This is a genomic window from Glycocaulis sp. (assembly GCF_050485565.1).
Lineage (GTDB): Bacteria > Pseudomonadota > Alphaproteobacteria > Caulobacterales > Maricaulaceae > Glycocaulis.
In genome coordinates this window covers 1-16,311 of record NZ_JBJHBQ010000006.1, presented here as the reverse complement: position 1 = coordinate 16,311, position 16,311 = coordinate 1, and the positions used below count along the sequence as shown (strand labels likewise).

The 16,311-nt window shown below is 62.4% G+C and carries 14 protein-coding genes and 1 tRNA gene; 12 read left to right on the top strand and 3 right to left on the bottom strand.

The features are described 5' to 3' along the window. Nucleotides 1-69: 69 nt before the first annotated feature. From ACQ5ID_RS07900 to ACQ5ID_RS07890, 3 genes are all read left to right on the top strand, one after another. Nucleotides 70-519, top strand: coding sequence for a DoxX family protein (locus ACQ5ID_RS07900; protein ID WP_429911906.1), 450 nt, complete (start codon nt 70-72; stop codon nt 517-519). A 214-nt stretch (nt 520-733) separates the two neighbouring features. Then, nucleotides 734-1,951, top strand: a complete 1,218-nt coding sequence (locus ACQ5ID_RS07895) for a hypothetical protein (protein WP_429911905.1) — start codon at nt 734-736, stop codon at nt 1,949-1,951. 26 nt (nt 1,952-1,977) lie between these two features. After that, the gene (locus ACQ5ID_RS07890; RefSeq protein ID WP_429911904.1) at nt 1,978-2,478 is read left to right on the top strand and encodes a hypothetical protein; all 501 of its coding nucleotides are present in this window, start codon (nt 1,978-1,980) and stop codon (nt 2,476-2,478) included. Here ACQ5ID_RS07890 and ACQ5ID_RS07885 read toward each other — a convergent pair. Continuing rightward, the gene (locus ACQ5ID_RS07885) at nt 2,475-2,975 is read right to left on the bottom strand and encodes a GAF domain-containing protein (protein ID WP_429911903.1); all 501 of its coding nucleotides are present in this window, start codon (nt 2,973-2,975) and stop codon (nt 2,475-2,477) included. The genes ACQ5ID_RS07890 and ACQ5ID_RS07885 overlap by 4 nt on opposite strands. A 194-nt stretch (nt 2,976-3,169) precedes the next feature. On the opposite strand from ACQ5ID_RS07885, the gene ACQ5ID_RS07880 reads away from it, so the two are divergent. The 5 genes from ACQ5ID_RS07880 to ACQ5ID_RS07860 all read left to right on the top strand — a co-directional run bounded on the left by ACQ5ID_RS07880 (nt 3,170) and on the right by ACQ5ID_RS07860 (nt 6,639). Continuing rightward, nucleotides 3,170-3,601 carry a hypothetical protein gene (locus tag ACQ5ID_RS07880; protein ID WP_429911902.1) on the top strand — a complete coding sequence of 144 codons (432 nt, stop codon included), beginning with the start codon at nt 3,170-3,172 and terminating at the stop codon, nt 3,599-3,601. 203 nt (nt 3,602-3,804) lie between these two features. Then, a tRNA-Gly gene (locus ACQ5ID_RS07875) sits at nt 3,805-3,878 on the top strand. 304 nt (nt 3,879-4,182) lie between these two features. Beyond that, on the top strand, nt 4,183-4,683 hold the full coding sequence (locus ACQ5ID_RS07870) for a fasciclin domain-containing protein (protein WP_429911901.1): 501 nt from the start codon (nt 4,183-4,185) through the stop codon (nt 4,681-4,683). 151 nt (nt 4,684-4,834) lie between these two features. Continuing rightward, nucleotides 4,835-5,527 (top strand): helix-turn-helix domain-containing protein, encoded by a 693-nt coding sequence (locus tag ACQ5ID_RS07865; RefSeq protein WP_429911900.1) that lies wholly within the window; start codon nt 4,835-4,837, stop codon nt 5,525-5,527. A gap of 32 nt (nt 5,528-5,559) precedes the next feature. Continuing rightward, on the top strand, nt 5,560-6,639 hold the full coding sequence (locus ACQ5ID_RS07860) for a hypothetical protein (protein ID WP_429911899.1): 1,080 nt from the start codon (nt 5,560-5,562) through the stop codon (nt 6,637-6,639). A gap of 34 nt (nt 6,640-6,673) precedes the next feature. Here the strand turns inward: ACQ5ID_RS07860 and rimK are convergent, their stop codons facing one another. Further along, nucleotides 6,674-8,149, bottom strand: a complete 1,476-nt coding sequence (gene rimK, locus ACQ5ID_RS07855; RefSeq protein WP_429911898.1) for a 30S ribosomal protein S6--L-glutamate ligase — start codon at nt 8,147-8,149, stop codon at nt 6,674-6,676. A gap of 208 nt (nt 8,150-8,357) precedes the next feature. On the opposite strand from rimK, the gene ACQ5ID_RS07850 reads away from it, so the two are divergent. The 4 genes from ACQ5ID_RS07850 (at nt 8,358) to ettA (ending at nt 12,636) form a co-directional block, all read left to right on the top strand. Then, nucleotides 8,358-9,194: a pirin family protein gene (locus tag ACQ5ID_RS07850; RefSeq protein ID WP_429911897.1), complete on the top strand. Its 837-nt coding sequence runs from the start codon at nt 8,358-8,360 to the stop codon at nt 9,192-9,194. Nucleotides 9,195-9,241: 47 nt separating this feature from the next. Then, on the top strand, nt 9,242-10,207 hold the full coding sequence (locus ACQ5ID_RS07845) for a glutathione S-transferase family protein (protein WP_429911896.1): 966 nt from the start codon (nt 9,242-9,244) through the stop codon (nt 10,205-10,207). 283 nt (nt 10,208-10,490) lie between these two features. Next, on the top strand, nt 10,491-10,814 hold the full coding sequence (locus ACQ5ID_RS07840) for a hypothetical protein (protein ID WP_429911895.1): 324 nt from the start codon (nt 10,491-10,493) through the stop codon (nt 10,812-10,814). Nucleotides 10,815-10,971: 157 nt separating this feature from the next. Further along, nucleotides 10,972-12,636 (top strand): energy-dependent translational throttle protein EttA, encoded by a 1,665-nt coding sequence (ettA, locus tag ACQ5ID_RS07835; RefSeq protein ID WP_429911894.1) that lies wholly within the window; start codon nt 10,972-10,974, stop codon nt 12,634-12,636. Nucleotides 12,637-12,639: 3 nt separating this feature from the next. Here the strand turns inward: ettA and ACQ5ID_RS07830 are convergent, their stop codons facing one another. Further along, a complete protein-coding gene (locus ACQ5ID_RS07830; protein WP_429911893.1) occupies nt 12,640-16,230 on the bottom strand; it encodes a hydantoinase B/oxoprolinase family protein in 3,591 nt (1,196 codons plus the stop codon). Nucleotides 16,231-16,311 lie beyond the last annotated feature (81 nt).

The window sequence follows — 16,311 nt, the reverse complement described above, 5'->3', positions numbered from 1 at the left end:
CACAAGGGTTTGATATTCAAACGAGCAACCATGCTCTAGCCTTCCCGGCAAAATACCGGGGAGGCAAACATGCTCAAATCCATTCTGTTCGTACGCGGCGCACCGCCGCAGGGCGCGCCGGCCGACACTGGCCTGCTGGCGCTGCGCCTGCTGGTTGGCAGTTTTCTGATGTGGGAGACGCAGGACAATATCCTGTCGGCTGAGCGCATGGCCGAGTTTGTGGGCTTTGTTGGCCATCACGGCTTTATCATGCCCGAGCTGATGGCCCCGCTTTCGGTCTATGCCCAGTTCATATGCGGCGCGCTGATCCTTGTGGGTGCGCTCACGCGGGCGGCCAGCCTGGTGATGGTGTTCAACTTCGTGGTGGCTCTTGCCATGGTCCATTGGGGCGGAGATTTCCGCAACTGGTGGCCGGCGCTGGTGCTGGTCTTCATCCCGCTGCATTTCGCGCTGGCAGGGCCGGGGCGGTGGTCTGTGGATCACTGGCTGGCGCGCCGGGAGACCAGGGTGCCAGCCTGACGCCGCGCGGCGTGCGGCGTGTCATTTAGCGCACATACGGGCCGTGCAATCGCGGTTAACCGGCGGTTTTGTCCTTAACATTGCCCGATTTTTCGCGGTAACCTTCTGTTAACGGGCTGCCCGGCGGGCAGCGGAGGGACCGTGATCTGGGCCGGTGCAGTAACAGACGCGCCGGTGAGGGGAAGTAGGGCCGATGACGTCTGAAGTGATGATTATGAATCGGCAGGCCGTGGCACTGGCCGCTGACAGCGCTGTCACCTATGGCGGCGGCCCTGATCCGGTCGTCACGCTGGAGGCGGAGAAAATCCTGCCGCTGAGTGGCTCGGTCGCCCTGATGGTCTATTCGCGCGGCGATGTGCTCGGCCGGTCCTGGTCGCAGATCGCCCATGCCTTCCGCCAGCAGCATGGCAGCGCCGAATTTGAAAGCGTGGCCGAATGCGCGACGGCCTTCTTCGCCTTCGTGGATGGCAATCGCAAGCTTTTCCCCGAGCGCGAGGAACGCGAGGAGTTCGAGGCGCTGATGCGCGCGGCCTTCCTCACCCTGATGAACCATGCCCGCGCCATGGCGAGCTATCCCGGCGCCGGGTATGAGGATGATGCGGCGGCCTTCGAGGCCGCGCTGGAGCTATACCGCAGCCATCTCGCCCATGACGAAAGCGGGCGTCCGCGCGCAGATCTGGACGTGTTCGGGCATCTTACGCGCGAACGCTTCTACGAGCTTTATGGCGCGATGCTGGACCAGCTGATCGCCGATGCGCTGGGCGCGTTCGGGCAGGAAGAGGCGATGCGCGCGCGCCTGTTCGACTTTGCCTACATGATCGTCACCAAGCCGGCCTTTCTGGAGCCCTATGCGGGCCTTGTGTTCGCCGGTCTGGGGACAGCGGACATTTTCCCGGTCTATGTCCATCACTATGCCTCCATCCTGGTCGACGGGGTGATGAAGCGCGCCCATGACGAGACGACGGCCGTGGGGGTGGATGACGGGCCAAACGCCTTTGTGCGCACGTTTGCGCAGGCCGACATGACCCATGCCTTCCTGCGCGGCATCCACCCGCTCATGTTCGACATGATGATCTCGATGAACCTCATCACCAATGAGGCCGCCGCCGATGCAGCCCTGCGCGAGGCGGGGCTGGACGCGGCCGCCGCGGCTGAGGTGATGGAGCGGATAGGCAAGGGCACGCTGCCCGCCCTGACAGGGCATTTCATCAAGGCAGCCCATGCGGTCAGCCAGGAAGAGTTTATCAACCCGTTCATCCAGGTGGTCTCGGCCTCCGGCAAGCGCCAGATCGCCGAAACCTCCAAGGCGCTGGTGGAGCTCAACATCCTCAAAGGCAGCCTGCACCAGACCCAGACCGGGGTGGGCGGCGATGTCGATGTGGTGATGATCTCGCAAACAGGTGGCGTTGAATGGTATGCTCGCAAAGCCTGATGGCTGGCGGGCAAGGAGCTTGATCGATGAGCAGTGACATGAACGACACCCCGTCCCGGCTTGATCTGGACCGCGCCCGCGCCGCCTTGGCAAAGGCTCGCGAGGAAAGCGCCATTGCGGTGCGCGCGCCGCGCCCGGCCGATCTGTCGCGCCTGCGCGAAGAGGATGAGCGCCGCCACCGTATCGCCACGCGCGCCGGGTCGTTCCGCATGGAACTCCGCAGCCAGCTGGGTCTTGCCGATACGCAAGGGCCGTATTCCCCCCTGCCGCTGAACATGTCGGGCGTGATCGGCCATGCGCTGTGCGACGCCGATATCTGCACGCCAGAACCGCCTCAGACCGGCGCGGCGGACAGGCCGAAGGCGCAGCCCGCTCCGGCGATTGCCGGGGAGCGCGTTGATGCGGGCTTTGCGGGCGAGGCGCAGGCCGTGTCGCCCGTTGCGCCGGACGCGGATGCGGATTGGGCAGACGGCACACCGGAACGAGAAGCGCCGCGCAAGCGCAAGAAATTCCTGGGGCTGTTCTAGGCCGTCAGCAAAACTTGGCAGATCGCTTCAAGCCCGTCTTTGTCTTCGGAGCTGAAGGCATTGAGGCTTTCTGAATCCACATCCAGCACCGCTGCCAGCGATCCATCGGCCCGGAACACCGGCACGACAATCTCCGAGTTTGACCGGCTGTCGCAGGCGATATGGCCGGGGAAGGCGTGCACGTCTGCCACCAGCTGCGTCTCGCCGCTTGCCGCCGCCGCGCCGCAAACGCCTTTGCCGAACGGGATGCGCAAACAGCCCAGCGTACCCTGATACGGGCCAACCACCAGCTCTGCGGGCTTTAGCGGATCAACCACATAAAACCCGGTCCAGAAAAAGCGCGGCGCGAAATTTTGCGCCAGCACGCAGGCGGCGGTAGCAAAGCGCGCCGTCTCGCTGGTCTCGCCCGCCACAATGGCCGCGATCTCTTCGCGCACACGGGCATAGGCTTGTTCCAGCGTTTCGCCTGCAGGCGCAGTGGAAAGGGCTTCGGCCATGGGGCTTCCTTCGGGTGTCGGTGGCAGGAGTGCTATCACACTTAGGCGCACGCTGGCCGCGCGACCAGTAGGGCTTGTTCGGCGGGGTTAGTTTGGAGGAATTCGCAGCCAACTACGGGATAGGCCGAACATGGGACATATGGCTAAGAAATTGATAATCAGGGGAAGGTGAGAATCGATTGGGAGGTTTGAACATGGAGGCCATACTGAAGGTTTGGACAATAGCTGGCCCTGTACTTGGCTTCGCTCTCGGTGCTTTCCTGCCTACCTTTTTCCGCCCTTACTTTTTTCCGCCCACGGTCACGATGAGCCTGCTGGCTCAAGCTCAAGATACAAACCAAGAGACTGCCCGTTTCATTATAGCGGTTGATCCAGCGGGAGAAATTCGGATCACAGCCGTCAAATCGCTCCACCCGGAAATCGTAAGTCTTGTTGACAATACTGGTGAGCGGCACAGCAAATATGAACCTCAAGGCCCATGTGAATCGTTGCATATGACCTTCACGAGAATTCCGGATAAGCGTCCGGAAGCTGTACACGCGATGGTGCGAGTAAGATTGGAAATCATCAATCGCCCGTTTCTGACACGATGGGTTAAGCCATACCCGACGACGCGAACCGTTTAAGGCACAAGCATACGTGTAACAGGTGAGCGGCATCCCCCTCCACAAGAAGCCCCTATTCTGTTAGTCTCGCAGCGCGAATGCCGTTCGGGACTATTTCGGGACTGAGTATCACGAAGTAGCCCGTTTGTTCCGGATTATGCCTGATTTGCAGGCTTGCCATTGTGCCTGCCAGAGCCTTAAAACGCTGTCCTGCAAGGCATCTTGCGGGTGTAGCTCAATGGTAGAGCAGAAGCTTCCCAAGCTTAAGACGAGGGTTCGATTCCCTTCACCCGCTCCAGACCTCCCCGGCTTTCAGGCGAACCCTCGATCTTTTGTTTCGACGGGCGCGGGCGCGCCCTGGGGGTTCGATTCCCTTCACCCGCTCCAGCCACTTCTCCTGCCAGATGAACCCTCATTTTTTGCTTCGACGGACGCTGATGCGCCCCGGGGGTTCGGGGGCAGGCAGGTCTCCAGCACCGGTGATCCGGCAGTGGGCCGGTTCCGTAAGACTCCGTGATGCCACCCCTTTGGTATCGCGAGGCTGACGGATTTTCCCCCGGACACGCTGCCTCGTTTCGACAACCGAAACGGAGACAACATCCATGCGCCTTACTGCAATCATTTCCTCGACTGCTGCTGCCGCCGCGCTTCTTGCCGCGCCTGTGCTCGCCGACCATCACCGTGGCCCGGCTGACATTGTCGACACGGCTGTGGCCGCTGATGATTTCAACACGCTGGTCGCCGCCGTTCAGGCCGCCGACCTTGTTGATGCGCTGAAAGGCGAAGGCCCGTTCACCGTGTTCGCGCCGACCGACGCCGCCTTTGCAGCTCTGCCCGAAGGCACGGTCGACACCCTGCTGATGCCGGAAAACCAGGCACAGCTGCAGGCCGTGCTGACCTATCACGTGGTGGCGGGCAGCTATACTTCCGACAGCGTTGATCCGGGCACGTATGATCTGGAGACCCTGCAAGGCACGGCCGTCAACGTCGTCGTCGGTGAAGACGGCTCGGTCACGGTTGATGGCGCCAATGTCATCACCGCTGATATCGAAGCCTCCAACGGCGTGATCCATGTGATCGACGCCGTCATCCTGCCGAACTGATCCCCTCCATAGATTCGGCATGTCAAAGGGCCCGCCACGCTCCCTGGTGGCGGGCCCTTTTGCCTGCTCCTGCGAGCCGCTGATGAATTGCCTTCACCGCCGCGAACGGTGATACTGGCGCTATTGCCAACAAGTATGCGGACTTTGATGCGTGGAACGCTTCGGCATCCAGACGCTCCCGGCTCAGTTTCAACTGCCCTATCATGTACATCGCGATGGGTATGTAACGGTTGTTCTGGAGGGGAGCTATCTGGAGTCAGGCGATGGCGGGCGTTGCCATGTGGTCCCCGGCGCTGTGCTGGTACACTCTGAATTCGACGCTCACAGGAATGAGACGGCCGCGCGGCCCGTGCGGCTCCTGAACCTGCCCTTGCCATCGCCGGTGCCGGGCCATGCGCACTATGAAATTGCCGATCCCGATCTGATTGCCAGGCTTTCCCAGGCCGATCTGCGCGCGGCGTCTGAGCAGCTTTTCTGCCTTGCCCGCCCCGTTCTTCGCGAGATTGACGACCTGCCGGGCGTGCTAGCGCAACATATCCGGGAAAACCCGTGCTTCTCCCTGACGCGCTGGGCGCGCCATTACGGTATTTCGCCGTCCTACGCCGCGCGGCAATTTCGCAGGGCATTTGGCGTTACGGCTGCTGTGTATCGCAAGCGTGCGCGGTTTCATCACGCAAGGCAGATGCTGGAACGCACAGAAGTGCCGCTCGCCGACGTGGCGGCAACTGCCGGATATACCGATCAGCCTTACTTCAACCGCTGTTTCAAGGCCGAGACGGGCTTGAGCCCGATGGAATGGCGCAGGTTCAGAAAATTACAATACGCGCGCATATCGCCTCCCTAGACCTCTATACGGGTTCAAACCGGAGGCGCGTCATGTATCAGCTTGTTGTCACCGCGATTGCGGCCATTTGCCTTGCCTCGGAGTCTGGCGCTGAGGACGAAACAGAGCGCACTGATACAAGGTGCCGTTCGCACGAAGCCGCGCCGGCAATTGGTCATGCCTTGCAGGGCGATGCCGCGCTTGCGCGAGACCTGCTACTGGAATTGCCATCGGACGGGCTTCCAGATGAGTGCCAGGCGTTCAGAGCCTGCATGATCGATCGTTTTGATCCTGAAAATCCGGGTTATGCCGCCGAGGCAGATGCAGGCTTCACCGACTGGCTGCTGGCACGATACCGGGCGTACTGGAATGCACTGTTTACCGGCTCGCAAGAGGCGGAGCTCCTTGAAGCAGCGCTGGAAGACGCGGTCCGCGGCGAGATGGCCGCTCGCGGTATTGAGGATATCTCTGACCTTGCCTGGCCGGCGGAGCTGCACGCCCGCGCCATCAGCGAGATCGAGGCCGAGGGCCACTACGCGATCATGGGCATAACAGGCACCGTGCACGACCTTATGGTGTGGCGCTCTCAGGAGGAGGAAATCCGGACAGTCGAACTGCCCGAGAGCACGCAGGAGGTTCGGGTTGTTTTTATGGATGATTTCGCCAGCCGTGGCTGGATCAGCTATGCCAGCTGTTCAGCCAGAAATGTGGGCGGCTGGGCAAGGGAGGACGGCCTGTTCGCTGTGGTGCCGAGCTACGATTCTCTCGAAGGTGAGGAATTTGAGGTCAATTTTCTCGCCCATGAGGCACAGCATTTTGCCGACTATGCGCAATGGAACGAGCTGGAGTCATGGCATCTTGAATACCGTGCGAAACTGACCGAGCTGACACTGGCCAACAGCACAATGGAAAAGACCCTTACCCGGTTTTACGAGGACCGCTCGGATAATCCCGCCCTGCCTCATTCATACGCGAATGCACGGGTTATTGCCGAACTGGAAGAGCGGTTAGGCATAGACAATGCGCGTGGATTGATGAATGCGGACCTTGAACGCATCCACGCAGCAGCACGCATCCTGCTTAATGAGGACAGCGCGTCGCTGGCGGCAGCACGCCATGGCCCTGAGAACTGATAGCGGTTTGGGCCCTTCGCCCGCTCCCGACCGCCTAGTCCCCGGCTTCTTCGCTGGCCTTGCCGCTGGCCTCGATTGCTTTCAGCTCGGTGTTTTCCGGCGCGTCGGACGCTTTGAGCACGCCCTTGCGCCTTGAGGCGCGCGGCAGGGAGACGGTCTGCACCTGGCCTTCCATGTATTCGATGATGATGCCGGCCACGTCTTTCTGGCTGGTGCGTTCAATGCCTTCAAGACCCGGTGAGGAGTTCACCTCAAGGATTTTCGGCCCGCTATTGGAGCGCAAGAGATCGACGCCCGCGACCGAGAGGCCCATCGCCTTGGCTGCCCGCACGGCGGCTGAGCGCTCTTCAGGCGTGATCTTCACCCCTTCGGCCGTGCCGCCGCGATGCAGGTTGGACCGGAACTCGTCAGCCTGGGCCTGGCGTTTCATGGCGGCGACCACCTTGCCGCCGACGACAAAGCAGCGAATGTCGGCTCCGCCGGCCTCCTTGACGAATTCCTGCACGATGAAATTGGCTTCCAGCCCCCGGAAGGCGTCGATCACGCTCTCGGCGGCCTTTTTCGTGTCGGCCAGCACCACGCCGCGCCCTTGCGTGCTCTCCAGCAATTTGACCACCAGCGGCGCGCCGCCGACCAGCTCTATCAGCGTCTTGGTGTCTTTGGGCGAGTGGGCAAAGGCGGTGGAGGGCATGCCGATGCCTGCGCGCGCCAGCAGCTGGTGGGCGTAGAGCTTGTCGCGGCTGGCCCCGATGGCAGCAGCCGGATTGAGGATATAGGCACCTGTCATGGCGAACTGGCGGATCACCGCCATGCCGTAATTGGTCATCGAGGCGCCGATGCGCGGGATTACCGCGTCAAAGCGCGGCAGGCGGCGGCCATCGTAATAGATCGCGGGCGAGAGCGTGTTGATGCCCATGGAGCAGCGCGCCGTATTGATCATCTCGGCGACATGGCCGCGCTCCTCCGCCGCTTTTTTCAGGCGTTTGGAGGAATAGTTCGTCGGCTCACGCGTCAGGATGGCGATGCGAAGCGGGCGCTTGACCGGCTTCTGGCGCGGATAATCGGAATAGACCTTGTAACCGATCTTGCCCTGCACATAAGAATCGGCCGGGTTCACCACGATGCCGTCGCGTATGGCCGTGCGGCCCAGCAGCATGCGGTAATTCATGCTCTCCCGGTTGGTCAGGGTCAGCTCGATCGGCCATTGCCGGTCCCCGACCTGCACCATCGCCTCGATCACCCAGCGCAGCTCGGACTCGCCATTGGAGGAGGTCACCTCGCGCCGGTCCACGGCCGGGGCGGCGCAGGTGATCTCCACATCGGGCTGGCTGGGAATGGGGTGAATGACGAAACGGACCTGGGGCGCGTCGTCAGGGCCAAACGGCTCCACAGACACGGCATGCAGCGCAGAGGTGCGCGCGCCGGTATCCACCTTGGCCTTGATCGCCGGAATGCCCAGCTCCGGGAAGGACGCCCATTCTTCCCAACCCAGTACGAATGGCTGATCCATCAAATCCTCAAAAGCCTCTGGCGTCCTGATCCTGATTGCGGGCGTGCCTTTAGCGCGCAATTCATCTGGCGTCCATCGGGCCTTCTCGCAGGGGTAAAGTCAATTTCTTCCCGCCCGGAAAGATATATCTGCAACGTGAAAGCCTCGACCTGGAGCGCGCGGAGGTCCATGTGTGCAGGCAATGCATTCCAGCGCAGGAGATATCGTCATGGCCGGAATTTACCGCCCGTTTGTGAAACTGACGCGCGGCATGGCCGCATCCGACGGGGCAGGGGTGAAGATGACGCGGCTTCTGGGTACGCCCGAACTGCGCGTGCTCGACCCGTTCCTGATGCTCGACAAATTCCACTCCGATAATCCGGACGATTATCTGGCGGGCTTTCCCGAGCACCCTCACCGGGGCTTTGAAACCGTGACCTACATGGTCGCAGGCCGGATGCGCCACAAGGACAATAAGGGCCATGAAGGCGTGATCGAGCCGGGCGGCGTGCAGTGGATGACGGCCGCTGGCGGCATCATCCATTCGGAAATGCCCGAGCAGGAAGACGGGCTGATGAGCGGCTTCCAGCTGTGGATCAATCTGCCGGCTGCCGAGAAGATGAAGCCTGCCGCCTATCAGGAGTATAGCGCCGCCGAGGTGCCTGAGGACAAGCGCGAGGGCGTGACCGCCCGCATCGTTGCCGGGCGCACCTCCACCGGCATTGAAGGCCCGGTGAAGAATGTCACGACCGAGCCTTTCTACGCCGAGCTGGTCATGGAGCCGGGCGCGGTGTTTGAGGAGGTGATACTGGCGGACAAGACCACCATCCTCGCCATTCATACCGGCTCGGTCAGCGTATCGGGCATTGCTCTGCCAGAAGCCCATCTGGGTGTGTTCGGCCCCGGTGATACGGTACGTATCGAGGCCGGCCCGGAAGGCGCGCGCGCCATCCTGGCGGCTGCCTACCCGATTGGCGAGCCGATCGCGTGGGGCGGGCCGTTCGTTATGAACACGGAAGGTGAGGTGCGTCAGGCCATGCTGGACTACCAGATGGGACGGTTCTGAGCGCCGCGCGTTAGCCAGTCAGCAGCAGAAGAAAAAGGAGACCGGATATGGGCCGGCTCGTGGACGGCGTCTGGAAAGACGAATGGTATGATACCAAAAGCTCTGGCGGAAAGTTCAAGCGCCAGGACAGCGTGTTTCGCAACTGGGTGACGGCAGATGGCTCTGCCGGGCCAACGGGGGAAGGCGGTTTCAAGGCGGAAGCCGGGCGCTACCATCTCTATGTGTCGCTGGCCTGCCCGTGGGCGCACCGCACGCTGATCTTCCGCCATCTCAAAGGGCTGACCGGCAAGATTTCGCTGTCGGTCGTGCACTGGCGCATGAAGGAGCATGGCTGGACGTTTGAGGACGGGCCGGGCGTGATCCCCGATCCGCTGCATGGTGCGCGCTACCTGCACCAGGTCTACACCGCCGCGAAGAAGGATTACTCGGGCCGCGTGACCGTGCCGGTGCTGTGGGACAAGCAGACCAACACCATCGTCTCCAATGAGAGCGCGGACATTATCCGCATGTTCAATTCCGCCTTTGACGGTGTGGGCGCCGCGCCGGGAGATTACTATCCCGAGCATCTGCGCGGCGAGATCGATGCCCTCAATGCGCGCATCTACGACACGGTCAATAATGGCGTCTACAAGTCCGGCTTTGCCACATCAACAGGCGCGTATGAGGAGGCGGTCACCACCCTGTTTGAGAGCCTGGACTGGCTGGAAAGCCTTCTGTCCGATGGCCGCGAGTATCTGTGCCGGGACACGCTGACCGAGGCTGACTGGCGGCTATACACCACGCTGGTGCGCTTTGATCCGGTCTATCACGGCCATTTCAAATGCAATCTCAAACGCCTGATCGACTATCCGCATATCGCGGCCTATGCGCGCCGCCTGCATGGCCTGCCCGGCATTGCGGATATATTCAGTCTCGAGCACGCCAAGCGCCATTATTACGAGAGCCATGACACCATCAACCCGACCGGCATCGTGCCGCTGGGACCGGATGTGCATGTAGCCGACGGGCGTTAGAGTCTGGTGTGTTTGGAAATCCCGGACGCACGCAGTGCGATCCGGGACCGATGCAGGATAAAGCAGATTGAAGCCCCGGATCGCTTCGCGTCCGGGGTTTCATCGTTGGGGGGCTGCCCAGCGCCTTCGCCCTTTGTCATCCTCCCGCCCAGACCCCTGTCATCGGGAAACCAGATGGGGCAACTCCATTATGTCTTGTGGAATCGCGAGAACTCAGCTTAGCGTTAACCATCGTGCTTTTAAGGGGCGCGACATATAAAAAAGAACAGACGGGAGGAGACTTATGTCTATTGCGAAAATTGTCTGGGCTGTCAGCATTCTGGCGGCGATCGTTCTGGCTTTTGTGACCTTCGAGTATGGCGGTGCCATACTTGCGGTTCTGGGCCTTGCAAGCGGGTTTTTTGTCTCTGCAGACCACAGGCGCGGCGTGCTGATTGCCGCGATTTTCCTACTGGTCGGTGCCAGTGCGCTGGAAGCGATACCGGTTGTCGGCGAGTATCTGACTGCGATCCTGGGCAGCTATGCCGCGGTATTGGCGGCTGCGTCGGTTATGGTGATTGCCATGGTCACTTTCGAGCGCCTCATGCCGGGTAAATCTGACGGCTGACCGCTCCATCCGTTCAGACAGCAGAGCCCCGCCCGGATCAATGTCCGGGCGGGGTTTTTATATCTCCTCTCGCTCACCCGTTCCATTGCCTTGACCCGCCCGGCTGCGCTATAGCGCAAGCCACGCTTTCCCCTGTCAGGTCCGAGGAGTCCGGCGCATGTCGTCCTATCAATACGTTTATCACATGGACAAGCTGGCCAAGACCTATCCGGGCGGCAAGCAGGTCTTCTCCGGCATCTCGCTGCACTTCCTGCCCGACGCCAAGATCGGTGTCGTCGGCGTCAATGGCGCGGGTAAGTCGACGCTGTTGAAGATCATGGCCGGTATGGACAATGACTTCACCGGCGAAGCCTGGGCCGAGAAGGGCGTGCGCGTCGGCTATCTGCCGCAGGAGCCGAAACTCGATGAGGCCAAGACCGTCTGGGAAAACGTGATTCAAGGCTCCGAAGACAAGACAATCTACGACGCCTACAACGCTATCGCCATGCAGCTGGCCGAGGATTATTCCGACGAGCTGATGGAGAAGATGACCGCCCTGCAGGAGCAGGTTGATGCGCGCGATGCGTGGGATATCGATTCCAAGATCGAGATGGCGATGGAGGCCCTGCGCTGCCCGCCGGGCGATGCTTCGGTAACGAACCTTTCAGGCGGTGAGCGCCGCCGCGTGGCCATCTGCCAGCTGCTTCTCTCCAAGCCGCACATGCTGCTGCTAGACGAACCGACCAACCATCTGGACGCGGAAAGCGTTGCCTGGCTCCAGCATCATCTTGAAAACTATGACGGCGCGGTGCTGATCGTCACCCACGACCGCTATTTCCTGGATTCCATCACCAGCTGGACGCTGGAGCTCGATCGCGGTCAGGGCATTCCGTACAAGGGCGGGTATTCGGACTGGCTGGAGCAGAAGACCAAGCGGCTGGAACAGGAATCACGCGAGGAAGGCGCCAAGCAGCGCGCGCTCGCCCGCGAACTGGAATGGATCCGCTCCAGCCCGAAAGCCCGTCAGGCAAAATCCAAGGCGCGTATCAAATCATACGAAGAGATGCGCGATGCGGCCGACCGGGAGAAAATCTCCACCGCCACCATCCGCATCCCGCCGGGGCCGCGCCTTGGCGGCAATGTGGTGGAATTCGACAATGTATCCAAAGGGTTTGGCGACAAGTTGCTGATCAAGGATCTGGCCTTCAAGCTGCCGCCGGGCGGCGTGGTCGGTGTGATCGGCCCCAACGGTGCGGGTAAGACCACGCTGTTCAAGATGATCGTCGGCGAGGAGCAACCCGATAGCGGCTCGGTGAAAATCGGCGAGACCGTGAAGCTTGGTTATGTGAACCAGTCACGTGATGCTTTGGATGCGAAGAAAACCGTCTGGGAGGAAATCTCGAACGGCCATGACATGATCTCGCTTGGCGGGCATGAAGTACCCAGCCGCGCCTATGTCGGCGCGTTCAACTTCAAGGGCGGCGACCAGCAGAAGAAGGTCGGTCTGCTGTCTGGCGGTGAGCGCAACCGGGTGCATCTGGCCAAGATGCTCAAAGAAGGTGGAAACCTGCTCCTACTCGACGAACCGACCAACGATCTCGATGTGGAAACCCTCTCCGCGCTCGAAGCGGCGCTGGAAGATTTCCCCGGCTGCGCCGTGGTCATCTCGCACGACCGCTTCTTCCTGGACCGGATCGCCACCCACATTCTCGCCTTTGAGGGCGACAGCCATGTGGAGTGGTTCGAGGGTTCTTTCTCGGACTATCTCGAAGACAAGAAGCGCCGCCTCGGCACCGATGCTCTGGTGCCTACGCGTGTGAAGTTCCAGAAGTTCGAAAGGTAGGGCTTAGACCTTCCCAAACCCGCCGCCGCCCGGCGTTTCGATCTCGATTGAATCGCCGGGCGATAGCTGGACCGAGAACAGGGCGGGCTGCTCTTCCACCGTGCCGTCAGCGCGGATGATGCGCGCCTTGCCGGGCGCGCCGTCTCCGCCTCCCTTGAGGCCGGGCGGAGCCACGCGCCGGCGCCCGGATAGGAGGCTTGCCTCCATGGGTTCGAGGAACTCGATCCGGCGTACCGAGCCATGCCCGCCGCGCTGTTTACCTGCCCCGCCAGAGCCCTCGCGCACGCGGTGATGCGCCACTCGCACCGGATAGCGCAGCTCCATGATTTCAGGATCGGTGAGGCGTGAATTGGTCATATGGGTGTGGACGGCGTCCGCGCCGTCAAAGCCGGTCCCGTCAGCCAGAAGCCCTGCGCCGGAGCCGCCACAGATCGTCTCGTAATACTGATATGTTTCGTTTCCGAAGGTGAAATTGTTCATCGTGCCTTGCGCGGCGGCCATGCGGCCGGTGGCCGCGAAGAGGGCGTCGACAATGAGCTGGCTGGTTTCCACATTGCCGGCCACCACGGCCCCAGGCGGCCGGGGCGCGATCAGCGAGCCTTCGGGGATGATGATCTCCACCGGCTTCAGACAGCCCTCGTTCAGGGGTATCTGATCCTCGACCAGACAGCGTAGCACGTAAAGCACGGCGGCCCTGGCCACGGCGCTGGGCGCATTGAAATTGCTGGGAAGCTGGGCCGATGTACCGGTAAAATCAATGGTCGCCGTGCCGTCTTGTGGCCTTGTGGTGATGGCAACGCAAATGCGCTCTCCGCCCTCCATCTCCATCACGGCAGAACCGCTTTCCAGAGCGCCGATAACGCGGCGCACGGCGCGCTCGGCATTGTCCTGCACATGGCCCATATAGGCGCGCACGATTTCCAGACCCTGCTCGGCGATCAGGCGTTGCAGCTCCTGCGCGCCGCGTGCGCAGGCGGCCAGCTGGGCTTTGAGATCGGCGATATTGCGCTCCGGCGCGCGGGCCGGATACGGGTCTGATGCCAGCACTTCGCGCACTGCGTCATCCTCAAACTTCGTATCCGAAAGAATTTTGACGCTATCGAAGACCACGCCTTCTTCTTCAATTGTTTTCGAGAAGGGCGGCATGGAGCCGGGGGCGATCCCGCCGACATCGGCATGGTGTCCACGCGAGGCAACGAAGAAGAGGCGCTCGCCTGCTTCGTCACATACGGGCTGGACGATGGTGATATCGGGCAGGTGTGTGCCGCCATTATAGGGCGCGTTCAGTGCCACGGCTTCGCCTGCGGCGAGATCCGGGTGGGCGTCCAGCGCCGCGCGGACGCTGGCCGACATGGAGCCCAGATGGACGGGCATGTGCGGCGCGTTGGCGACCAGCCCGCCTTGCGCGTCAAAAACGGCGCAGGAGAAGTCCAGCCTCTCCTTCATGTTGACCGAGTGGGCCGTGCGCTCCAGCACCACGCCCATCTCCTCGGCAATGCCCATGAAGCGGCGGTTGAACAGCTCCAGCGTGACCGGATCGAGCGCGGTGGAACCGGCAGCTTTCGCAGCCCCTCCCGCCCGCTCGATAATCAGCGCGCCGGTGCGTCCCGGCCGCGCCGTCCACCCCGCATCCAGCGTAATGGTCTGTCCCGGTTCCATGATAAGGGCGGGGCCGGTGATGACTTGCTCCCGGCCAAGCTTTGCAAGCGAATAAATGGGTGCTTCATGCCAGCGCCCGCCGGAGAACAGGCGCGTCTCGCCGTCCGGCGGGACGTTGGCTTCTCCTGAATGCGGCGTGGATGGCAACGCCGCGGCGGAGGGGGATTCGGCCTTCACCGAGACCGATTCAATGATGAGCGCAGAGGCTGGCGCGGTAAAACCGAACAGCCGCAGGTGGGCGGCGGCGTGGGCGTCGCGGATATCTGCCATATCGCCCATGGCGACGGGCAGGGCGGTGTCCGATCCGGCGACGCGTATGTGCAGCTGATGGGCGTCGCGGACCTCTCGCGCCCCTTGCGCGTCGAGGGCCGCGCGTGCGTCTTCTTCCAGCGCGGACAGGCGTGTCCGCGCTGCCTCCAGGCCATCAGTGTCCAGAGGCATTTCCAGCGCGGCCTGGCGGGTGTCCATCAGGGCCGCCATGCCAATGCCCAGCGCGGAGAGCAGCCCGGCTTTGGGGTGGATGATGATGCGCGACACGCCCAGCGCGGCGGCGACCTGGCAGGCATGCTGTCCGCCCGCGCCGCCAAAGGCGTTCAGGGCGTAATCGCGCGGATCAATGCCCTGCGCCGTGGTGATCTGGCGGATGGCGCCGGCCATGGCTTCGGCGGCGATGGTGAGGAAGCCTTCGGCCGCCGCCTCGATGCTGTTCGCGCCCATCGCCTCTGCCAGCGGGCGGATCGCTGCGCGCGCGGCTTCCATGTCCAGCGGGCCGGTCCCGTCCGGCCCGAAAACGTGGGGAAACCAGTCCGGGTGCACCCGGCCAAGGACAAGGTTCGCATCCGTAATAGTTGCCGGTCCGCCAAGCCCATAGGCGGCGGGGCCGGGGCGTGCGCCGGCGCTATGCGGGCCGACGCGGGCGCGCTCGCCGTCAAAATGCAGGATGGACCCACCGCCGGCGGCCACGGTGTGGATGGCGAGCATGGGCGCACGCAGGAGACGCCCGCTGATGGAGACCTGCTCGCGGCGTTCAAATGCCTGCCCGTCATAGCGCGACACATCAGTGGAGGTGCCGCCCATGTCAAAGCCGATAACGCGCTTAATGCCCTCGGCTTTCGCCGTCTCGGCCATGCCGACCACGCCGCCTGCCGGGCCGGACAGCACGGCGTCACGCGCGCGGAAATGGCCCGAACGGGCAAGCCCGCCTGATGATTGCATGAAATAGAGCGGTATATCGCCAAGGCCCGCGCCCACGCGGGCGGCATAATCCTGCAAGACCGGCTCCAGATAGGCGTCGATCACGGTGGTCGAGGCGCGCGGGATCAGGCGCACCAGCGGGCTGACTTCGCTGGACAGGCTGACATGGTCAAACCCGGCCTCTCGGGCGAGTTCTGCCACGCGCGCTTCATGCATATTATTCACATGTGAATTAATGAGTGCAATCGCGACTGACTGGATGCCCTGCGCGCGGGCTGAAACGAGGACATCCTGCAGCTCTGCAGTGTCCAGCGGGGCGATCTCACGGCCCTCCACATCCAGCCGCCCGGCAATCCCTTCGATGCGGGCGGGCAGGGGCCGGGGGCGGTCAATGCGCAGGGCGAAAATGTCCGGCCGGGTCTGGTCCTGGATCAGCAGGCAGTCCTCAAAGCCCTTATTGACGATGAAAAGCGTCTTCGCGCCGTCCTCTTCCAGCAGGGCATTGGTGGCCACGGTGGTGCCCATCTTCACGCCGCGCACCGCGCTTGCTGACAGGGGGGTGCCGTCCGCCATGCCGGTCATGCGGCGCACACCTTCACTGGCGGCATCACCATAGGCTGCGCTTTCAGACAGGAGTTTCAGCGCACGCAGCTCACCATCGGGCGAGAGGCCCAGAATATCAGTGAACGTGCCGCCACGATCTATCCAGATCTCCCACATTGCGGTGCTGTCTGCGCCCATTTGCCTCTTCCGTTTGCCGGTTTTGCGGTGCAGATAAGCGCGCATGAGCGTCTGGCGCAAACTCGCAGAGCTGATTACCGG